At 39.4% G+C, this 20,294-nt stretch carries 11 protein-coding genes; 2 read left to right on the top strand and 9 right to left on the bottom strand.

Translation table 11 applies throughout. The features are described 5' to 3' along the window. Window positions 1-65 precede the first annotated feature (65 nt). From LC418_RS06735 to LC418_RS06710, 6 genes are all read right to left on the bottom strand, one after another. Window positions 66-779 carry a 3-ketoacyl-ACP reductase gene (locus LC418_RS06735; protein ID WP_111955875.1) on the bottom strand — a complete coding sequence of 238 codons (714 nt, stop codon included), beginning with the start codon at window positions 777-779 and terminating at the stop codon, window positions 66-68. 369 nt (window positions 780-1,148) lie between these two features. Further along, window positions 1,149-2,714, bottom strand: a complete 1,566-nt coding sequence (locus LC418_RS06730) for a calcineurin-like phosphoesterase C-terminal domain-containing protein (protein ID WP_223558884.1) — start codon at window positions 2,712-2,714, stop codon at window positions 1,149-1,151. A gap of 58 nt (window positions 2,715-2,772) precedes the next feature. Continuing rightward, the gene (locus LC418_RS06725) at window positions 2,773-4,218 is read right to left on the bottom strand and encodes a SusD/RagB family nutrient-binding outer membrane lipoprotein (protein ID WP_223558537.1); all 1,446 of its coding nucleotides are present in this window, start codon (window positions 4,216-4,218) and stop codon (window positions 2,773-2,775) included. Between the two features lie 11 nt (window positions 4,219-4,229). Further along, the gene (locus LC418_RS06720) at window positions 4,230-7,202 is read right to left on the bottom strand and encodes a SusC/RagA family TonB-linked outer membrane protein (protein ID WP_223558536.1); all 2,973 of its coding nucleotides are present in this window, start codon (window positions 7,200-7,202) and stop codon (window positions 4,230-4,232) included. A gap of 330 nt (window positions 7,203-7,532) precedes the next feature. Further along, window positions 7,533-8,279, bottom strand: a complete 747-nt coding sequence (locus LC418_RS06715; RefSeq protein WP_223558535.1) for a glycerophosphodiester phosphodiesterase family protein — start codon at window positions 8,277-8,279, stop codon at window positions 7,533-7,535. A 60-nt stretch (window positions 8,280-8,339) separates the two neighbouring features. Continuing rightward, entirely contained in the window at window positions 8,340-11,426 is a 3,087-nt protein-coding gene (locus LC418_RS06710; RefSeq protein ID WP_223558534.1) for a TonB-dependent receptor, read from the bottom strand. 238 nt (window positions 11,427-11,664) lie between these two features. Between LC418_RS06710 and ligA the strand changes: the two genes are divergently transcribed. Continuing rightward, window positions 11,665-13,671 carry an NAD-dependent DNA ligase LigA gene (gene ligA / locus LC418_RS06705; RefSeq protein ID WP_223558533.1) on the top strand — a complete coding sequence of 669 codons (2,007 nt, stop codon included), beginning with the start codon at window positions 11,665-11,667 and terminating at the stop codon, window positions 13,669-13,671. 451 nt (window positions 13,672-14,122) lie between these two features. Further along, the gene (locus LC418_RS06700; protein ID WP_223558532.1) at window positions 14,123-16,588 is read left to right on the top strand and encodes a DUF7619 domain-containing protein; all 2,466 of its coding nucleotides are present in this window, start codon (window positions 14,123-14,125) and stop codon (window positions 16,586-16,588) included. Window positions 16,589-16,690: 102 nt separating this feature from the next. Here the strand turns inward: LC418_RS06700 and LC418_RS06695 are convergent, their stop codons facing one another. The 3 genes from LC418_RS06695 to LC418_RS06685 are packed head-to-tail and all read right to left on the bottom strand — an operon-like array spanning window position 16,691 to window position 20,045. Continuing rightward, window positions 16,691-17,155 carry a hypothetical protein gene (locus LC418_RS06695; RefSeq protein WP_223558531.1) on the bottom strand — a complete coding sequence of 155 codons (465 nt, stop codon included), beginning with the start codon at window positions 17,153-17,155 and terminating at the stop codon, window positions 16,691-16,693. A 59-nt stretch (window positions 17,156-17,214) separates the two neighbouring features. Further along, a complete protein-coding gene (locus tag LC418_RS06690) occupies window positions 17,215-18,930 on the bottom strand; it encodes a sensor histidine kinase (protein WP_223558530.1) in 1,716 nt (571 codons plus the stop codon). A gap of 5 nt (window positions 18,931-18,935) precedes the next feature. Continuing rightward, a complete protein-coding gene (locus tag LC418_RS06685; RefSeq protein WP_223558529.1) occupies window positions 18,936-20,045 on the bottom strand; it encodes a sensor protein KdpD in 1,110 nt (369 codons plus the stop codon). Window positions 20,046-20,294: the final 249 nt, after the last annotated feature.

The following is a 20,294-nucleotide window of genomic DNA, read 5'->3' as shown; positions in this document are numbered from 1 at the left end:
TATTTTATACATGAGTTAGTTCCTGATACATCACACAAACCCAAATTCCATAACTCATAATCAATCTATGGATTTGTAGAAAAAATAGAACCGTTAGCAATCAATGCTCTTCTGTTCATTTTCAAAATATCTCTTACCCATTCTGCAAAGTCTTCCGGCTGAAGTACTTTATCAGGATTTCCGTCTGTTAGTCCCCCCTGAATACTCATATCGGAAGCAATAGTGCTCGGCGTTAAAGTGATCACACGAATGTTCTGCTTTCTCCATTCTGCCATCATCGATTGTGATAAGGAAACTACCGCTGCTTTGGATGCTGCATAAGCTGACATATTCGGACCGCCTTTCAAACCTGCTGTAGAAGCCACATTGACAATATCTCCCTCACCATTTGCTTTTAAGAACGGATACACCGCCTTGGCAGCATAGTACACTCCAAACAGATTGGTTTTAATGACCTGTTCCCATGTTTCGGAAGGCATATCTTCAATGCTTCCAAAATCCCCGATTCCGGCATTATTAATCAGAATATCTACGCTTCCCAGCTGTTTTGCAAGGGATTCGATTCCGGTTTTCACTTCAGATTCGTTATCAATACTGAAAACAGCATAGGCCGAGTTTACACCAAGCGCTTTAATTTCTTCAGCCGTACTTTTAAGATTTTCTGCATTTCTACCGGTAACAGCAACATTCACTCCTTCCTTAGCCAAAGCTAAAGCAACCGCTTTTCCCAATCCTCTTCCACCACCTGTTACGATGGCATTTTTTCCGCTTATATTCATAATATTATTGTTTCGTCAGACAAATTTACGAAAGAACATTTTTAAAGAACCGATAGAATCCGGATTTAACCGAATTTTAATAGTAACCTCTGATTTTTATACAAAGGGACAAAGATTTTGAATACTTAAGTTATTTTAAAGTTTAATGCTTTAAAGATAAAAAGTTCACTTAAGTCCTAAGAAACCGGAGATCTTTACCAACAAAAAATTTATCGGATCAAAATTCCCCTCCCATGGAGGGGTGGCGAAAATTCAAAGAATTTTTGACGGGGTGGTTCATGCCATAATCATTACAAATTACCTCCAAAAAAACAAAACCGGCTTAATCATAAACCGGTTTCTGTTGAAAGTATAGTAAAAAATGAAAAACTATGGAATAAGAACAGGGTTCTGTACCTCGAATTCTTCGGAAGCGGTAAACTGATTTCCGTACATATCTGCAGCTTTCACTTCAAGTTTATGTTTTCCTAATGCAAGCTTCTTAGGAAAACCTGCAGTCCAGATATGTTTTGACATTTCAGGGTTGGATGGTCTTCTTCCGGGGAATAAATTCTGTGTAGAATCCCATTTAAATACGGAAAGGGCAAAATTCGGATCTACTGTTTCGTCATAATCCATTTCTTCCCAGGCTCCATTGTCTATCCTGTATTCTACTTTGTCCTTTTTGCTTCCCATGAAAAAGTTGGCAAGGATCTTTGCTGAAGTTTTTGACGGATAAGGAATCACTTTCGGAACATACAATTTGATCTGATAGTCCTCCGGTTTTCCGGCTGTTTTATATTTAACTTTATACTGATTATCATTAAAGCTGATGAACGAATATCCTTTTGCAGTTCCGTCTCTCATGGTTGAAGTAGGCAATCCTATCTCATCAGACGTTCCTGACCACCAGTCGCCACAGGTAGTTCCCACATTGTATTCATGAAGGTCTTTTGAACCGTTCCAGCCCGCTTGTTTTCCATAGAAGATCTGTTGCTGAATGTGTGTGTGAGCCGATAAAATCAAAGCATTTTGAAAAGGAGTCAGGTAATCAAATAATTTCTGGCGGTCTGAGTTTCTGAAATTATCTTCGTTTTTATGCTCTAAAGGAATATGGAAAGAAACAACGATCAGTTTGTTTTTATCAACCAGTTTCAGATCGTTTTCAATAAATTTCAGCTGGTCCTCACGGAATCCACCCCAATAGCCTTTTCCGTCCCTCGGATCGGGATATAGAATATCATCTAAAATAATAAAGTGTACATTTCCGTAATTGAAGGAATAATTAGCCGGACCAAAATTATTTTCAAAGGTTTCATCTGAAAATTGATCTTCTTTGGCGTCGTAGTTCATATCATGATTTCCCATCACATTGTACCATGGAAGACCAATCTCTTTCATTACATCCGCGTAAGGTTTCTGAAGGCTCAGATTATCGCCCACCAAATCTCCTAAACTGATTCCCAATACTGCATTTTTCTTAGTACCTTTCACTTCATTCACGATAGCTCTTTTGAAATAATCAAGCTCTTTTTCTGTGTAAGGCTGAGGATCTCCGAAAACAAGAATATCAAAATTTTTGCTTTCTTCTTTTTTATAAAGCGGGAAGTTCAGCTCTTTCGGAAGATCTCCTGTTGGCGCTGTTCCTTTGTATTTAAAATCAGCCGGTGAACCTTTTGGCTTGTGATGGTAATAAAACTGTGGTAGATTATTGCTGTTCAGAGCCGTCTGATATCCTGAAGGTTTGATCACAAAGATGGTTTGGTTTTCCTGAACAGGTAAGCTGTACCTACCGTTTTTATCAGTAAGCACAACCTGAACTCCATTGGATACCGAAACGCCTTCAATTCCTTTTTCCCTGTTTTCTTTCTTCTGGTTCTTATTACTATCTTCAAACACATATCCTGAAACGGAATCCTGTGAAAATGCCATTGCCGAAACCAATACGCAAGGCATTAGAAGTTTTATCCTGATATTCATATCTTATTCTTAATTTTTATCTATTAATTCTTGACTACTTATTCCACCACATTTTTACATTGATATCATCTCCACCCATCTGCTGAATCGCAGCTTGGTAATTGGCGGTGTTCAAAACTTTAGGGTTTGGAGGATACATTAACCTACTAGGCATGGCACCACCGTTCAGAAGACCTCCATTATTGGGAAGTACAGGAAAGCCCGTTCTTCTTTTTTCAAACCACTGCTGCTGGTCTACAAAGAAAAGCGCTACATATTTCTGAAGCATGATTCTTTCCATTTCAGGCTTATAAGCCACATTGGGATTGCTGAAGTAGTTGACAGGCATTACTGCTCCCCACTGTTCTATCGCTGCTTTTACTCCATTCTCATAATAAGTTTGCGCACTCCCCTGAACAATTCCTTTAAAGGCAAGCTCGGACAATATGAACTGCAGCTCAGCATAAGGATACATAAGGATTTTCAGAGGGGCTTTGGCTAGGTTCTGATTAAGATTTGAAGGCTGATAATCGAATGTGGTTCCAAAGGCATACCCGGAAGGTGCTCCTTTGTACCCTATACTAACATTGTTCAGATCTTTGGCCTGGGAGAAGAACATCGCCAAACGCGGATCATTATTTGCTTTCAGCGTTGTAACAAAAAATTCGGAAGCAGCTCTTCCGGTAGTAAAATCCTGGGGTCTGGCAATAGGCGGCATCAGAGGGGAAACTCCCGTGATATCAAGTTTCGCTCCATCGGCATTGCTTTGAAAAATTGGGTATACAGAAGGGTTACCGATGATCTCCTGGATTCTTGTATGAACATTCACTTCACCATTCTTGCTTAAAATTCTTGTCAGCAATCTTAAAGAAAGTGAATTACAGAACTTTTTCCAGTTGGTGATTCCGTTTGCATCTGATTCAGCTTTGTAAAAAAGGTCATTTCCTGCAAGCACTTTATTGGTGATAAAAAGGGAATTGGCTGTTTTCAGATCATCCAGCAGTTTTACATAAATATCTTTCTGTCTGTCGAATTTGGGCTGTAAAATTCCTTCATCCAGCTTGGAAGCTTCAGAGAAAGGAACATCACCATACGTATCGGTAAGGTTGGAATAGATCCATGCATTCAGTACCAAAGCAATGGCTTCATAGTTTTTATCCCCTTCTTCAACAGCAGCTCTTTTCAGGTCATCTACCTGCTTTAGCCACCGGTAGGAATTATTCCAGAACCCGGCTCCGGTATTTTCAGTGATATAGTAACGGCTCAGCGAGTTTCCTTCATTCGGGAAGTCCAGAGATACCTGCATAAGGTCGAAAGTAAAGTCATTAGCCCTGTTATAGCCTATTGCAGCCATATTATACTGTATAGGAACCAGCAGTGAGCTGGCCACCGGCTTATTGATCCGGCTCTGGTCTTTATTGATCTCATCAAGGCTTCTGTCACATGACACAGCAGTTCCCAAAAGCATGAGAAATGAAGATATATAGATAAGTTTTTTCATTGTTCTGATTTTTAAAATTTAACGTTTAACTGTATCCCGACTGTTCTTGAAGAAGGCAGCTGCCCCATTTCTATCCCCGGAGTAATGGTAGAATCATCAAGGGTTGCAGCTTCGGGATCAAACAATGGGAATTTTGTCCACACCCACAGGTTTCTTCCAAATAAGGCAAGGGTAATATCCGTAACCTTCAAAGGATCAACGATTGATTTAGGGAATGAATAAGAAATCCTGGCATCTCTAAGCTTGATGAACGAGGTATCAAATGAATTCGTTTCCACATTGGCTCTTCTGTAATAATCACCGTAATAGGTAGGAACGGGAACTCCTTTCGTGTTCGGTGAGAAGCTGCCATCAGGGTTCTGAACTACCCCCTGCCCTACGATCAGGCCATTCGGATTATCTCTTCCCCAAAGCGTATGCTCGAGTTTTCCTTGCTCGGACATTTTGTGATGGGACTGGGAATAGGCAATTCCTTTATACTGACCGTCAAATGAGAAGCTTAATGTAATATTTTTATATTTAAATTCATTTTGAAGACCTGCTCTCCATTTTGGATAGGCATTTCCTATCTTTTTCATTTCCGTTGGCTTTGCCGTCAATCCGTCGCTTCCGTAAATTACCTGCCCGTCCGGAGAATACATCAGGCCATAACCGTACATATCTCCCAACGAACCGCCTACTACAGCATTGTAATACACCACGCCGCCTACACTTCCAATGGTGTAAGGTTCGCCGTGAAATTCTTCAGGAAGGGAAAGGATTTTATTTCTGTTCATAGACCAGTTGGCGCTTACATTCCAGGAGAAGTTTTTATTCTTGACCGGATAAGCATTTAAGGTCATTTCAATTCCTCTGTTTCTGATCTCACCGGCATTAATAATCCTTTTGTTATAGCCTACTTCATACAGTACCGGGATTACAATAGTCTGATTATTGGAATTGTTCTGATAAGCTGTGATATTATAGCTTAATCTGTTTTTAAGGATTGTAAAATCCATCCCGCCTTCAATATTGGTGATCATTTCAGGTTTCAGATCAGGATTGGGATACAGCAAGGGAGATTCCACGGAACCAGTAAACGAACTGTTTTCATAGTATTTATCCAGCATATAATTGTAGGTATCGTTTCCTACTTTTGACCATGAAAGTCTCAGTTTCCAGAAGTTAAACTGGTCTGATTTCATTTTAAAAATATCAGACAGGATAAAGGATGATGACACCGACGGGTAGAAATAAGATCTGTTGTGTTTAGGAAGCGTACTGCTCCAGTCATTCCTGGCCGTAACATCCACAAAAACAAGATCTTTATAGCTGAAATTCGCCAGTGCATACATACTATTCACCTGGTTGTCATTAGGCTTCGGAAGCTTATTATCCAGTGCGATGGCGTTGGTCAGCTGGTATACCCCTGCTTTATTAAGCCCTATCGCCCTGTAATCGCTCATGCTCTGCTCATAATACCTTATGTTTCCTCCGGCAGAAGCAGTTACACCAAAGTCTCCGAATTTATTTTTATAGGTAAATAGAATGTCGTTATTCAGATCTAAATATCTGATATACTGATCCCTGTAATAGCCTTTCAGGTAATTGGCAGAGCTCCACGGTCTTCTTTGTGTCCGGAACTCATTGCTCCATTCCAGTCCGGATTTGAAGGCCACATCAAAATTTTTCGCAAACTGATAGTTTACGTTAATATTTCCGGTAATGATCTTTTTATCTGTAGAATTCAAGTTTTCATATGCAATAACATATGGGTTATCAATATATGAGCTGAAAGGATGAATCTGATCTACCTGCTCCTGACCGCTCTTCCAGATAGGTCTGTACCACGCCAGATCTACGTTTGGATTCTGAAAGATCATAAAGTATGAAATCGACTGGTTGTTATATCCTGTAGCCGGAAGATTATCACTTTTGGTCTGGCTGAAATTCAACTTGGTTCCTACCCTTAGTTTACTGCTCATTTTATGGTCAACAGATACTGCTGCGTTCAGTCTGTTAAAGCCTGTATTCGGCATCATCCATTCATTTTTAAGGTAAGAAAGAGATGATCTGAAGGCAGTCGTTTCATTGGAATGTTCTAATGATAAACTGTTTGAATAGGTGGTTCCTGTCTGCCAGAAATCTTTGATGTTATTTTTATAGGGTCTCCAGAGCTGTCTTTCCTTACTCTGTCCCTCTACTGAAGGATCATACTGGAAATAATACTGCCCGTCAAATTTCGGTCCGAAGGCACTGCTGGTAGATCCGGTATTCACTCCGTCTGCGGAAGCTCCGTAAGAGTAGTAATAATTTCCGCCTTTGTCTTTCTGCATGGTTCCCTGTCCATATTCATACTGATAATCCGGCCATTTAAGGACGCTGTCAAAACTGGTATAGGAGTTCAGTGTGATCTGAATTTTTCCTTTTTTCGTTTTACCGGATTTGGTGGTGATCATAATAGCTCCCCTGGAACCTCTGGAACCGTACAATGCAGATGCACTTGGACCTTTCAGAACGGTAACAGATTCGATATCTTCCGGGTTGATGCTGTTGAAACTGTCCCCGTAATCAATAGGTAAGTCACCTCCCGAACCGGCGCCGTATGCCGAAGTTCCGGTTCCTGTTTTCCTGTCACTTAAAGGAACACCATCTACAACGATTAGTGCCCCGTTATTTCCCATGTTCATCGAAACGTCTCCACGGAGTGTGATACGGCTGGTTCCCAATGGCCCTGCCCCTGCGGTCTGAACTTTCAGTCCGGCTACTTTACCTTCCAGTGACTGGGCCCAGTTGTTATTCTGGGTTTTGAGGATTTCTTCTGATTTAATAGTTTGGGTAGAGTATCCTAAAGACTTATCCTGCCTTTTGATCCCCAAAGCGGTTACCACCACCTCATCAATGCCTTTAACAGTATCTTTTTTCGCTTTCTGCTGAGCCGCCAGATTGACGCTGACTAATCCTAACAGCGACAAAACCAGCAGTTTTTGTGTCTCTTTACGCATATCCTTTTTGTTTGCGCAAAATTAAAACGACATTATGGCTATGCTTTTAACGCCACTTTAACATTTATTAAAATATTATTAAACAAATCATGAACTTAAGTTTAACACATCACACATGTATTTGATATTCAGCTATTTAAATAATTAATAATTTTTAATACTGTTTTACATCTTCATTAGTATACCTTTATTGTCTTTCTCTGAAAAAATAAACATACCATACTGCTTTCAATCAATAAATCATTCAAACACAGATATAAAACAGCCTGTTTCTAAAATGAAACAGGCTGTAAAATTTACTATCGGCTTTATTCTTTAAGCCAAAATCTGTTATTTATTCTTTAACTGATCGGGAATATTAGTGGTTACAAAACCTATTCCCTGATTTTTTAGATCCTGATAAATAGCCGGATCATTTACCGTCCAGGAGTTTGTGATCAATCCTAATGCTTTCGCCTCAGAAATCCATGTTGGATTTTTCTGGAAAACACTGTAATGATAATCCATTCCGTCAAGACCTTCTTTTTTGATCTGTTCCGGAGAAAGCTCTCCGTTCAGATACTGAACCTTGAATTTCGGTTCCAGCTTTTTGATCTGTTTGCAGATGTTCAGGCTGAAAGAAATATATTCACTCTGCCCTTCCAGTTTCATATCCCTGATCATTTTAAGGGTTTTCTGAGTGATCTCATTTTCTATTTCCGGAGTTTTTGCAGGCTTGATCTCAACGATCAGCTTTAAAGAAGGATCTTTTTTGCCCTGCTTCAGATAATCTTTTAGTGTTGGAAACTTTTCGCCATTCGACAGCTTCAATGCTTCCAGCTCTTTGAAATTGGTTTCAGAAATCTCCATTTCACCATGATGTTCGTCATGATTGATCACAAGAACTCCATCTTTGGTCATTCTTACATCGAATTCCGATCCGTATATCTTTAATTTCTGGGCATTTTCTAAAGATTTAATAGAATTTTCCGTTGTAGGCGGCTGAGCCTGGAAATAGCCTCTGTGTGCAATAATCTGGGTTTGTGCCTTCATTACGACTGTGCTTAAAACTGCTAACCCTAAGATAAATTTTTTCATAATACAATTGGATAATTAAATAAAAAACTTAAAATGTTTGATAAAGGTACTATTTAAATGTTAAAAGCTGTATTTGGCTCCGATCTGGATCTGGTAAGGATTCCCGGAAAGAGGCGCCAAACCGCTGGTATTTTTAACGTATTCAAACTGCCTTGTAGCCTGGTTGAATTTGGTTACCCTGTACAACGACATATTACCATAAGATTTATTCACACCCCATTCTTTATTAAGAAGGTTCGCCAGGTTGAAGATATCTACAGAAAGCTCAAATGCACCGATCTTTTCAAATTTAAATTTCTTCGCAACACGAACATCCCATACCCCGTAGAAACCGTTTTTACCTCCGTTACGTTCTGCAATGGCATTGTTGTATTTTTCAACATAATCTTTCAGTGCCTGTCCTACTTCCGGATCATTAAGAAGCGGCTGGGTAATAATTTCCGGGAAAATATAGGCAAGATCATTGGAATCCACGAAATCTCCATTAATGTTTCCTCCTGCAGTCACCGAGAAACGCGTTCCTCCGATTCCTGAATACCTTACTCCCAAAGTAAAGCCTGCAATGGTAGGTGAGTTACCGTAAACCACGATCTTGTTTCTGAACTGGTTGTCAGAATAGCCCATTCTTAAATCTCTCGGATCTCCCTGAACCGGAGTAGATAATGTTGCAGAATTCGCCACATTTCCATTATATGAGGTATTATCTTTGATGTCGGACCATGTATAACTTGCAGTGATCTCCCCATCTTTCCAGTAACGGTAGCTGGTATCTACCACGAACGAGAACTGGTTTACTTTTCCATCGCTTACAAGCTCAAGCACTCTTCCGAATTTTTTATTGATTCTTCCTTCTTTCCAGTCGATGCTCACACTTTTATTATCATTATTGATGATAGTAGATGCAGGCACATATACTCCTCTTCCCCCTTCATTGGCTAAAGTGAAAAATGGATTGGCCATCATGTTTCTGTCATAATAGAAGTAATTGTTTCTTCCCAGCGCCATATATCCGGCAATTCCTGCTCTGAATCTTTCATTAAAGAAGTGTGTATAGGAAATATTCGCTTTATAAACGATTGGAATTTTTGCGTCTTCTCCTGTATAATTGATTGTTGGGATCTGATACTGTGAAAGTGAAGGAACCGTTCCGTAATCATTTCTATATCCTGGAAAATCAGGAGTCAGGCCAACAGTTCCTGGATTCACATCTACTGTTGCCAAATGTTTTCCGTCAAAAACAAGGTTATTGATCACCATATAGTTGTTGATATCGGAAGAGAAGATTCCCGCACCAAATTTTAAGAAATCCTTATTCTCTTCGTTGATATTCCAATCAAACTGAAATCTTGGCTGAATAACAAAAGACTTGATTTGGTTATCCGTTCTGATTCCCATTTCGTCAAAAAGCTTTTGATTGAATTCAGCTTTCGGGTATCCTCCGTAATCGAATCTTAATCCGGCCATAAAATCAAGACCTGTTGCTATTTTGGTCTGGATCTGTCCGTATATTCCTGCATTCCAGATACTGGATTTTACAGAAGGATCGTCCATCAACGGTACTTCTCTATAGAACCTGTAAGGAGTAAGATTGGCAAAATTCGTCATTCCCTGGAACTGGAATCTTCCGTTCACTTCACTTCCGTAGATCGATTTTGATCTGGTAAACATCAGATCTGCTCCAAAAGTATATTTAATTTTATCTGTGTTGTAGTATAAGTTATCTACAATCTGGAATACATTATTCCGGAAACCTTCCTGGGCAAAACGATGTCCTCCGATCTGGATATTGGTAGATCCAACACTGGAGGCAACTCCTTCTACAACGGCTCTTGGAACCGGATGTCCCAACTCATTGTTCTGGTAGCTGTCCTGAAAGGTATATAAATACTGTGCTTTTAGTTCATTCGTGATATTCGGTTTAACGTTAGTTCTTAAAGTCAAAAGTAAGCTGTTATCCAGGTTTTTATCATTCCCGTAAGATTCAAAGAAGTTGATCGCGGTATTATCCCCCAATCCGTTTTTATTAAGATCGTAGGTGAAATTATTTCTTAATGTCAATAAGTTTTTTTCATTGATCTGCCAATCCAAACGAAGGAATCCTGCGTCAGAATTTCTTACTTTATCAAAGCTTCCGAACTGTGGAGTATTTCCAACTCCGTATTTTTTCCTTGCAATATCAAGGAACTGGTTCAGCGTCTCAGTTGTTGTATTAAATCTCTTCTCGTCGTCTTTAGATTTGATATCCGCAATAATCAACGGTCTTGAATCCAGCTGATGATCCCATGCCACGAAGAAGTGCAGTTTATTTTTAATAATCGGTCCGCCCAATGAAAACCCGAACTGGGAAGTAGAGAAATCATTTTCTCTTTTGTTTCCCCTGATGTCATACGGACTGGATAACCAGTTTGTCCTTAAATATTCCCAGGCACTTCCAGAAAATTTATTCGTACCGGATTTGGTAACGGCGCTTACAGTTCCACCACCACTTCTTCCCAGTGTTACATCGTACTGGTTGGTTGTGATTTTAAACTCACGGACAGCTTCAATAGAAATAGAAAACGGGGCACCACTTCTGCTGGTTGTGGATCCTGCTGAAGTTGGGTTTTTAGCCGTCATTCCATCAATCGTAAAGTTGGTTGAAGATCCCAGCTGGCCGGAAAGATTCCCTCCTTTTCCGCTTAACGGGGACAGTTCGGTAAGATTAGTGAAATTCCTTCCGTTTACCGGCAACATGCTGATATTCTTTGCTGAAATAGCTGTAGCCGCTCCAAGGTTTCCGATCTTATTTTTCAGGTTTCCGGTAACAATCACCTCTTCTATCTGCTTTTCGCTGTCGCCCAGGCTCATATTGACGGTCACCTGATCTCCAAAGTTGACGTTATATCCTTCTTTTTTCTCCTCGTTCACAATAACCGTATAAGGCCCGCCCAAAGGAATTTCTTTGAAAATATATTCCCCTTTTGAATTGGTCTCCGTTTCCGTCCTGAACCCTGTAGACTCGTTCACGATCGTTACTTTCACTTTTTCCTGAGCAGTACTGCCCAGCCCGGTTACTTTTCCCACAATAGAAGCCTGCGTAGTCTGCGCATAAGCCAGTGTTCCAAATCCCAAAAACAATAATCCTAGTACAATCTTTACTTTTCTCATCTCTTCAAATTAGATGTGCAAAGGTATTTTGACTTTCCGGACCATCTGTTTAAGGGAGCTTTAACAAATTTTCAACTAAATCATAACATTATGTTAAATTAATTTAAACAAACGTTTTAAAATAATGATTATTAACACTTTAAATGATATTACAGCTTTTTAATATTTCTATAATATTTAATTATGGTATTTTTTAATGAAATTAGTTTAGCTATTTTTGCTCAAAAGATAGAATGCAATGCCTGAAAACATAGAGCAAAAAATAGAACAGCTCCGCAAGGAACTTCACCAGCATAATGAAAATTACTACCTCCTGGATGCCGCTACCATCTCTGATTTTGAGTTTGATATGCTTCTGGAAGAGCTTCGGGACCTGGAAGCAAAGCACCCGGAATTTTATGATGAAAATTCGCCTACCGTTCGTGTAGGAGGCGGTATTACTAAAGTTTTTCCAACCATTCAGCATAAATTCAGAATGTATTCCCTGGATAATTCTTATGATTTTGATGATCTTGAAGACTGGGAGAAAAGAATTATCAAGACAATCAATGATCCCGTGGAATTCGTTGCAGAACTGAAGTATGACGGCGCTTCTATTTCTATCCTGTATGAAAACGGAAAACTGGTTCAGGCCGTAACGCGTGGCGACGGTTTCCAGGGCGATGAGATTACTTCAAACGTGCGTACCATCTCGGATATTCCTCTGACGCTGAAAGGCGATTTCCCAGCTCATTTTTTTATGAGAGGTGAAATTTATCTGACCCGTAAAAATTTTGACAAGATCAATAAACTGCGTGAAGAAGAAGGACTGGATCCTTTCATGAATCCGAGGAATACTGCCAGCGGAAGTTTAAAAATGCAGGACAGCGGCGAGGTAAGAAAACGCGGTCTGTCATCGGTACTTTACCAGTTTATTTCTGAGGATGTCCCTGCACAGAGTCACTGGGAACTGCTTCAGAAGGCTCAAAGCTGGGGTTTTAAGACTTCACAGCAGGCAAAGCTCTGTAAAACAATGGATGAGGTGAAGGAGTTTATCAGTTTCTGGGATACGGAAAGGCATAATCTTCCTTTTGAGATTGACGGAATTGTTTTAAAAGTCAATTCTTTGCTGCAGCAGAGACAGCTTGGTTACACGGCAAAATCACCAAGATGGGCTATGGCTTATAAGTTTAAAGCCGAAAAGGTAGAAACCCAACTTCAGAGCGTATCTTATCAAGTGGGAAGAACCGGTGCGATTACGCCTGTGGCTAATCTGAAACCTGTTTTACTGGCTGGAACGATCGTAAAAAGAGCTTCTCTCCACAATGAGGATATTATTAAAAAACTTGACCTGCACGAACATGATTTTGTTTATGTGGAAAAAGGCGGCGAAATTATCCCCAAGATTGTAGGCGTCAATACTGAAAAAAGGACTGAAGAAAGCAAAGAAATAGAATACATCAAGCACTGCCCTGAATGTGGTACCGAGCTTGTAAAAATAGAAGACCAGGCCATCCATTTCTGCCCGAATGATCTTCACTGTCCGCCTCAGGTAGTGGGAAGAATGATCCATTACGTTTCCAGAAAGGCTTTGAATATCGAAAACCTGGGAAGCGAAACTATCGAACAGCTTTACAGAGAACGCTTAATTGAAAATCCGGCTGACTTTTATGCTTTAACGAAAGAACAAATCCTTCCGCTGGAAAGAATGGCAGAAAAATCTGCACAGAATATTATTTCAGGGATTGAAAAGTCGAAAGAAATTGCATTTGAAAAGGTTTTGTACGGAATCGGGATCAAGCATGTGGGTGAAACGGTTGCCAAAAAACTGGTGAAAAATTTCGCTACTATTGATGAGCTGAAAGCCGCTACCGTAGAAGAGCTTTGCCAGGTGGAAGACATTGGTGCCAAGATTGCAGTAAGCATCGTGGAATTCTTCAGCAACCCGGAAAACATCCTGATGATCGAACGTCTGAAATCTTATGGAGTACAGCTTGAAAAGGGAGAAAGTACGAATGAGGTTCTTTCTAATGTTCTGGAAGGGAAAACTTTCCTTTTTACCGGAAAATTATCTTTGTTCACTAGAGAGCAGGCTGAAGAAATGGTGGAAAAACACGGTGGAAAGAATATTTCTGCAGTTTCTAAAAACCTCAATTTCCTTGTGGTAGGCGAAAAGGCCGGAAGCAAGCTGAAAAAAGCGCAGGACATTGGTACCATCACCATTCTGGATGAACAGGAATTTCTGGATCTGGTAGAGAAACAGTAATACCTTTAATAAATAATAAATAAGCCATTGAGATTGTATTTCAATGGCTTATTTTTTTGTAAAGTCCAAGCCTAATAGCATTGAATTGTGATTATAGACTAAACAGATGACACAGATTCATAAAACATGGAAAATATTTCTCGCAGATGGCTCGGATAACGCAGATTTTTATAGTGGTGGCAAATATATTCAATGGGAACGGGCTTTAGCCAAAATTTAAATTATTCGGAAAGCCATAACTGTTTATTAAATAACCATATTTTTCCTCATATTTCTACAATTCCATAATATTTATACAGAATAAAAAATTAACACAAAAACAATATTTAAATAAATTATTTAAACAAAAACAAACAAAACAAACATTATATGAAATAATAAAAATTAAAAAGTAATTATTTTTCGTAATACAATTTTTCATATATTTATCAAAACAAATAATCACTCGACCATGAAAAAACTCTACTTTTTTGTGCTTTTTCTGGCACACTTATCTGTCATCGCACAGATTGTCAGCATCCCGGATCTGCAATTTAAAGCCAAACTCCTTTCCGGAACTACCACCAACCACATTACTCAAAATCTTGCAGGCAACTGGATACCTATGGATCTCAATAACGACGGAGAAATACAGGTTTCTGAAGCTGCCAATATCAGGAATATCACAATCTACAGCCCCAATGGCAATTCATTCCAGATTTCCTCAATAGACGGGATAAAGTCTTTCACCAACCTGGAATATCTGGATGTATCCGACTGTCCAACCGTTCTTTCCGTAGATGTCAGCGGTATGCAAACGTTGAAACTGGTAAGTTTTACGAATAACGTGAATATGACTTCTGCCAACTTTACGGGATGTCCCTTACTGGAAAATATTAATGTATCCAATTCCGCAATTGTCAACCTGGATATTTCCAATCTCCCGAAAATGAATATCCTGACGTGTAACGGAGGAAAGCTACAAACGATCAACTATGCCGGAAGTACGACTATGAAATATCTTCTGTGCAGTGACAATGAAATCTCCAGCATTGATGTAAGTTCACTGACTGATCTATACAGATTTCATATTTCCGGAAATTTGCTGACAAGTCTTGATCTGAGTAACTTAACAAAACTTGAAGACGTAGTATGCTCCGCTAACCAGCTTACCTCTCTCATTCTTCAGAATACACCCAAATTAAAATCACTTGAGGCCAGTTATAATAATCTGTCAACCCTTAATTTAAGTCAGAGTCCGATCTTAAATTATCTGAGGATCATCAACAACCAGTTCACCAGCATCGATCTTTCCGGAGTTCCTTTGTTGCAGACGCTTTTCCTCAATAACAACCAGCTTACTTCTCTTAACATTACCCATAACACCATTTTGAACTCATTTAATGCTCCCAATAACAATTTGCAGAGTATATTCATGAAAAACGGCAGGCTTAACTCTGGCCTCTATCAAAACAATCCTAATTTAAGCTATATCTGCTGTGACGAATCTGAAATTAATCAGACAATTGCCTACAATACTTCGTTCGGCTATAATAATGTAACGGTAAACTCTTATTGTTCATTCACTCCCGGCGGAACTTTCTATACCATCAAAGGAAATACAAAATATGATCTTAACGGAAACGGCTGCGATCCGGCGGATCAGAATAAGGCATTCCAGAAATTCAATATCGCAGGTAGCGGTACTACAGGAAGCGTTATCAGTAATAATTCTGGCGACTATTCCTTTCCGGTACCGGCAGGCTCACACACAATAACTCCGGTTCTTGAAAACCCAGCCTATTTCAGTATTTCACCTGCCACTTTCACGGCTAATTTCCCGATGATGACAAGCCCGCTGATGCAGAATTTCTGTATCACAGCCAACGGATCTCATCCGGACCTTGAAATTGTGATTATTCCATTGGATTCTGCAGTACCGGGATTCAATTCGGATTATAAAATTGTTTTCAAAAACAAGGGAACGACCATGCAATCCGGAACTGTTGGATTCAGCTATAACGACAGTATTATGGATTTCGTAAGCTCTACTGTAGCTCCTGATGCTCAATCTACCGGAAACCTTACCTGGAATTTCACAGGTCTTTTTCCTTTTGAAACAAGAGAAGTTAAAGTTAAATTCGAACTGAATACACCAACCGATACTCCACCGGTAAACGATGGTGATATCCTGCATTATACAGCACAGATCAACGGAGCCCCTGACGATACGCCAACAGACAATACATTTACCCTGAACCAAACGGTTGTGAATTCTCTGGATCCGAATGATAAAACCTGTCTTGAAGGAACGATGATTGCACAGACCCAGGTGGGCGATTACGTTCATTACCTGATCCGGTTTGAAAATCAAGGAACTGCCAACGCAAGGAATATTGTGGTGAAAGATGTAATTGATGCTTCAAAATTTGATATCTCTACTCTCACCCCTTTACATGCAAGCCATAGTTTTGTAACGAGAATGACCGGAAATACGGCCGAATTTATTTTTGAAAATATACAGCTTCCGTTTGACGATGCCAATAATGATGGATACGTTTCTTTCAAGATCAAAACAAAATCTACTTTGACCATGGGAGATGCATTCAGCAATACGGCAAATATTTATTTTGATTATAATGCCCCGATCATTACCAACACTTACACGACTACGGTAAGAAATGTGCTGGCAGTTTCTGAAACTAAAACAGGCAAGGAAAATATAAGCATTTATCCGAATCCGGTACAGGATATTCTTTACATCAAAACCAGTGAGGAGATCATCAAAGCTGAAATTTATGATGCTTCTGGAAGAATCCTGAATACTACAGGCGTAAAAACCAATTCTGTAAATGTAGCCGAACTGGCTAAAGGAAACTACATCATCAAGTTGTTTACAAAAGACAAAACGATGATCCAGAAGTTCATTAAAAAATAAACTAATAACCTTATCTATATTTGAAGGGCTGTAAAAAAAATTTACAGCCCTTATTTTTTATCGTACAAAATCCAGTGATATCAAAGTATATAAAAAATCATTTTATTTGAAAACTATAATCGTGTAATTATCCTTTGCAGTCTTAGGATGAACCATTCTGATCTGTGCTTTATCTTTAAGGTAATCCACATAATTTTCACCGGTAAGTATTTTCCCTTTTTCAGTTTGTTTGTAGCCTGCTGCGAGAATTGCTTTTATGTAGGCATCATGTTCTTTTTTGTCTTTGAACTGAAACTCTATATTGTCCTGAGATTTATCATCGGTATATTCAAATTTTCCAATTTTATAGATATATCCCGGGCTGTCATACTCGAACAGAACAAATGCAGGACTTTCTGTTTTGTCATAGAAAGTATATTTATGCTGCTCTTTAATTTCTGTTTTAAATGAAGCCATATCAAGCCTGTTGAATCCGGCGAGCTCTTCCAGTTTGAAAGCCTGACCGGAGACCTGTGATTGAAACAGGATAAAAAACAGGAATAACAGCAGATTAGTAGATGTTTTCATTAAAGAATTTTATGGTTTGTTGTTTTGTAAATTTAAAGAATTTATTACACCTTTAAACATTATACCACCGGCAGCCTGAAATAAAAAGTACTTCCCTGGTTTGGAGCACTTTTCACACCTATTTCACCTTTTTGTTTTTCAATAAAGTTTTTAGAAATAGCCAGGCCAAGCCCGGTTCCATTCTGCTGTTCCCCCGGAACCTGAAAATAGCGGTCGAAGATCTGGCGGTGATATTTCTCATCTATCCCACTTCCGGTATCAGTAATGCTGAACTGAATCATTGAATTCAGCCTTTCTACCCTGATCGCAATATTTTCATCCTGGAAGGAATGTTTTACTGCATTGGTCAGGAAATTATTAATTACCCAGACTGTTTTGTCAAAGTCTGCATTTACCCAGTCATTATCGCCTATAAGATACTCTGTATCGATTGGAATATTTTTCTGTTCTGCCAGCTTTTCAACATTTTTTACAGCAGCCTGTACCATCTCTTTCGGTGAGCATTTTTCAATGGTCAGTCTGATATTTCCGGTTTCTACCTGTGAAAGGTTCAGGAGTTCTCCGGTGATATTCAATAGCCTTTGGCCATCATCATTGATGCCTTTGAGCAATTCTTGCTGCTGGTCATTCAGCGCTCCGAATTTTTGGTTTCCGAGTAACTGTACTCCCATTTTTATCGCAGAAATCGGAGTTTTAAGCTCGTGAGAGATTGTAGCTATAAAATTGGTTTTAGCAAAATCCAGTTCTTTGAAAGGGGTAATGTTGCGAAGAAGAATTACTTTCCCGATATATCTGGTTTCTTTTTCACCCGTTTTTACAATATTGATGGGAATGATATCTTGCTCAAAATAGTTTTCCTTATTATCACGAACAATCTTGATCGGTTCTTTCACCGGATGATCGATATTTTTAAGCAGTTCCCGCATCAGATCATTATTGACAGCCACTTCATGGGCGGTCTTGCCAATGATTTCTTCCTTACGTAGATTGGTGATCTTTAATGCCTCATCGTTAATCATGTAGATAAAGTGATTTTCATCCAGCCCGATCACTGCATCATGCATATTATTCACCAGTGTTTCAATACGTTTTTTATCCATCAGCTGTTTGGAAAGGCTGCTGCTTTCGTATTCCTGAAGCTTTTCCGCCATGGTATTAAAAGAATCCGCAAGGCTGTTAAATTCTTCACTTCCTTTGAAATGTACCCTTTCATTATAATTTTTAGCTGCAATCTGCCGGATACTGAACGTCAGCTGATTGATAGGCTCTGCAATGGTCTGAGGCAGGTTAAAAAGCAGGATAAAAGCAATCAGGAAACATACGGTTCCCAGACTGACGATCCAGAAAGTGGCGTTTTCAGCGGTGATGATGGCGATATCACTTTTTCTTTCAATCCCTTTCATATTCAGAGACATGATTTTCGCGAGGTCTTCACGGATCAATTTTTCTTTTTCCGGAGAAGATTGTTTCAGATAACTGTTGAAATGAAGATTCAGGCTTTGGGTAGCTTCTTTTTCGCCAAACTCAGTAAGGTTTTTCTCCTGCAGCTTATTGTTTTTCTGAAAATCATTGACGGCAATAGCGCTGTCCGTGCTTATTTTATCCAGTGCCAGCAACATATTTTTGGAAAATTCCAGACTGTTGTAATTGGCCGTAAGGATCTTTTCCGTATCCGATTTCAATTTATTGATATAGACGGATCCGATTACTGACATGAGTACAATCAGTAAAAATAAAAGACCTACGCCTAGGGTGAGTTTTGTTTTAAGTTTCATTACTTCTAAGATAAAATAATAATATCTATCTGCCTCTCATTCAGCCTGTTCATCAGCGTATAAATCCAGCTGTAGCCGGAAAGACGCTGCCAGAGCTCTGCGTGGGGTTTTCCTATGCAGACTGTCGTGATATTATGGGCAATCACGTAATCCAGAATTCCTTTGTGGACACTGCTGTCTTTTACCCGGACGACCTTCGCTCCCAATTCCTGTGCTAAATTAAAATTATTAATCAAATACCGCTGTTTATCGAGGGCAATTTTTTCGGGATTCTCCGATGGCCTCTGTACATAAAGAACCGTCCACTGGCTATTGTAATAACTTGCCAGACGGGCTGTTTTCCTGATGATATTTTTAGCGATCTTTTCATTACTGCTGATGCATGCGAGAAATTTTATCGGTTTAAAATTCTCTGTTTTTATTTCCGTTTCCACCTTTCTTTCCACGTGGGCAGCTACCTCTTTCAAAGCAAGCTCTCGAAGCTGCAGGATATGTCCGCTCTGAAAAAAATTGGTAAGCGCAGTCTGGATCTTCTCTTTTTTATAAATTTTCCCCTCTTTCAGGCGGGTCAGCAGCTCATCGGCAGTAAGGTCTATATTTACTACCTCATCGGCAAGACCCAGAATTTTATCAGGAACACGTTCAGCGACTTCTATTCCTGTAATGTTCTTCACTTCTTCATTCAGACTTTCGATATGCTGAATATTCATGGCACTGATGACATTAATTCCGTTATCAAGGATCTCCAGCACATCCTGCCATCTTTTCTTATTTTTTGAACCTTCTACGTTGGTATGCGCCAATTCATCCACGAGAACCACCTCAGGATGTTCATTGATAATGGTCTGAAGATCCATTTCTTCCAGGTTTTTACCTTTATAGAAAACCGATCTTCTCGGTATTTCAGGAATTCCGGCGGTAAGGGCTGCGGTTTCTTCACGGTTATGAGTTTCCACATAGCCTATTTTCACATCAATGCCGTTACGCAGCAGAGACTGTGCCTCCTGAAGCATCCGGAAAGTTTTTCCCACGCCTGCACTCATCCCGATATAGATCTTGAATTTTCCTTTGCGGGATTTCTGAATGAGTTCTAAAAAATGTTTTGCTGATGACATTGATTTTTTTTGCTTTATTTTTTTTAATACAAAAGGCACAAAAGGTTTATTTTCCAACACTTTAGACGATATAAGTAAGTTACGATTATTTTGGACATTTTTTCTTGAACTACTCTCCGAACCACCCCGTCAAAAATTCTTTGAATTTTCTCCACCCCCTCCCGTGGAAGGGAATTTCCCCGGTTCTATAAGTGGTATACATCAGTATAAAAATATTTGATTTTTATACTGATGTGAACTCTTTTCACA

The sequence above is a fragment of the Chryseobacterium lathyri genome, from assembly GCF_019970085.1.
Taxonomy (GTDB): Bacteria; Bacteroidota; Bacteroidia; order Flavobacteriales; family Weeksellaceae; genus Chryseobacterium; species Chryseobacterium lathyri.
This window is presented reverse-complemented; position numbering and strand designations above follow the sequence as displayed.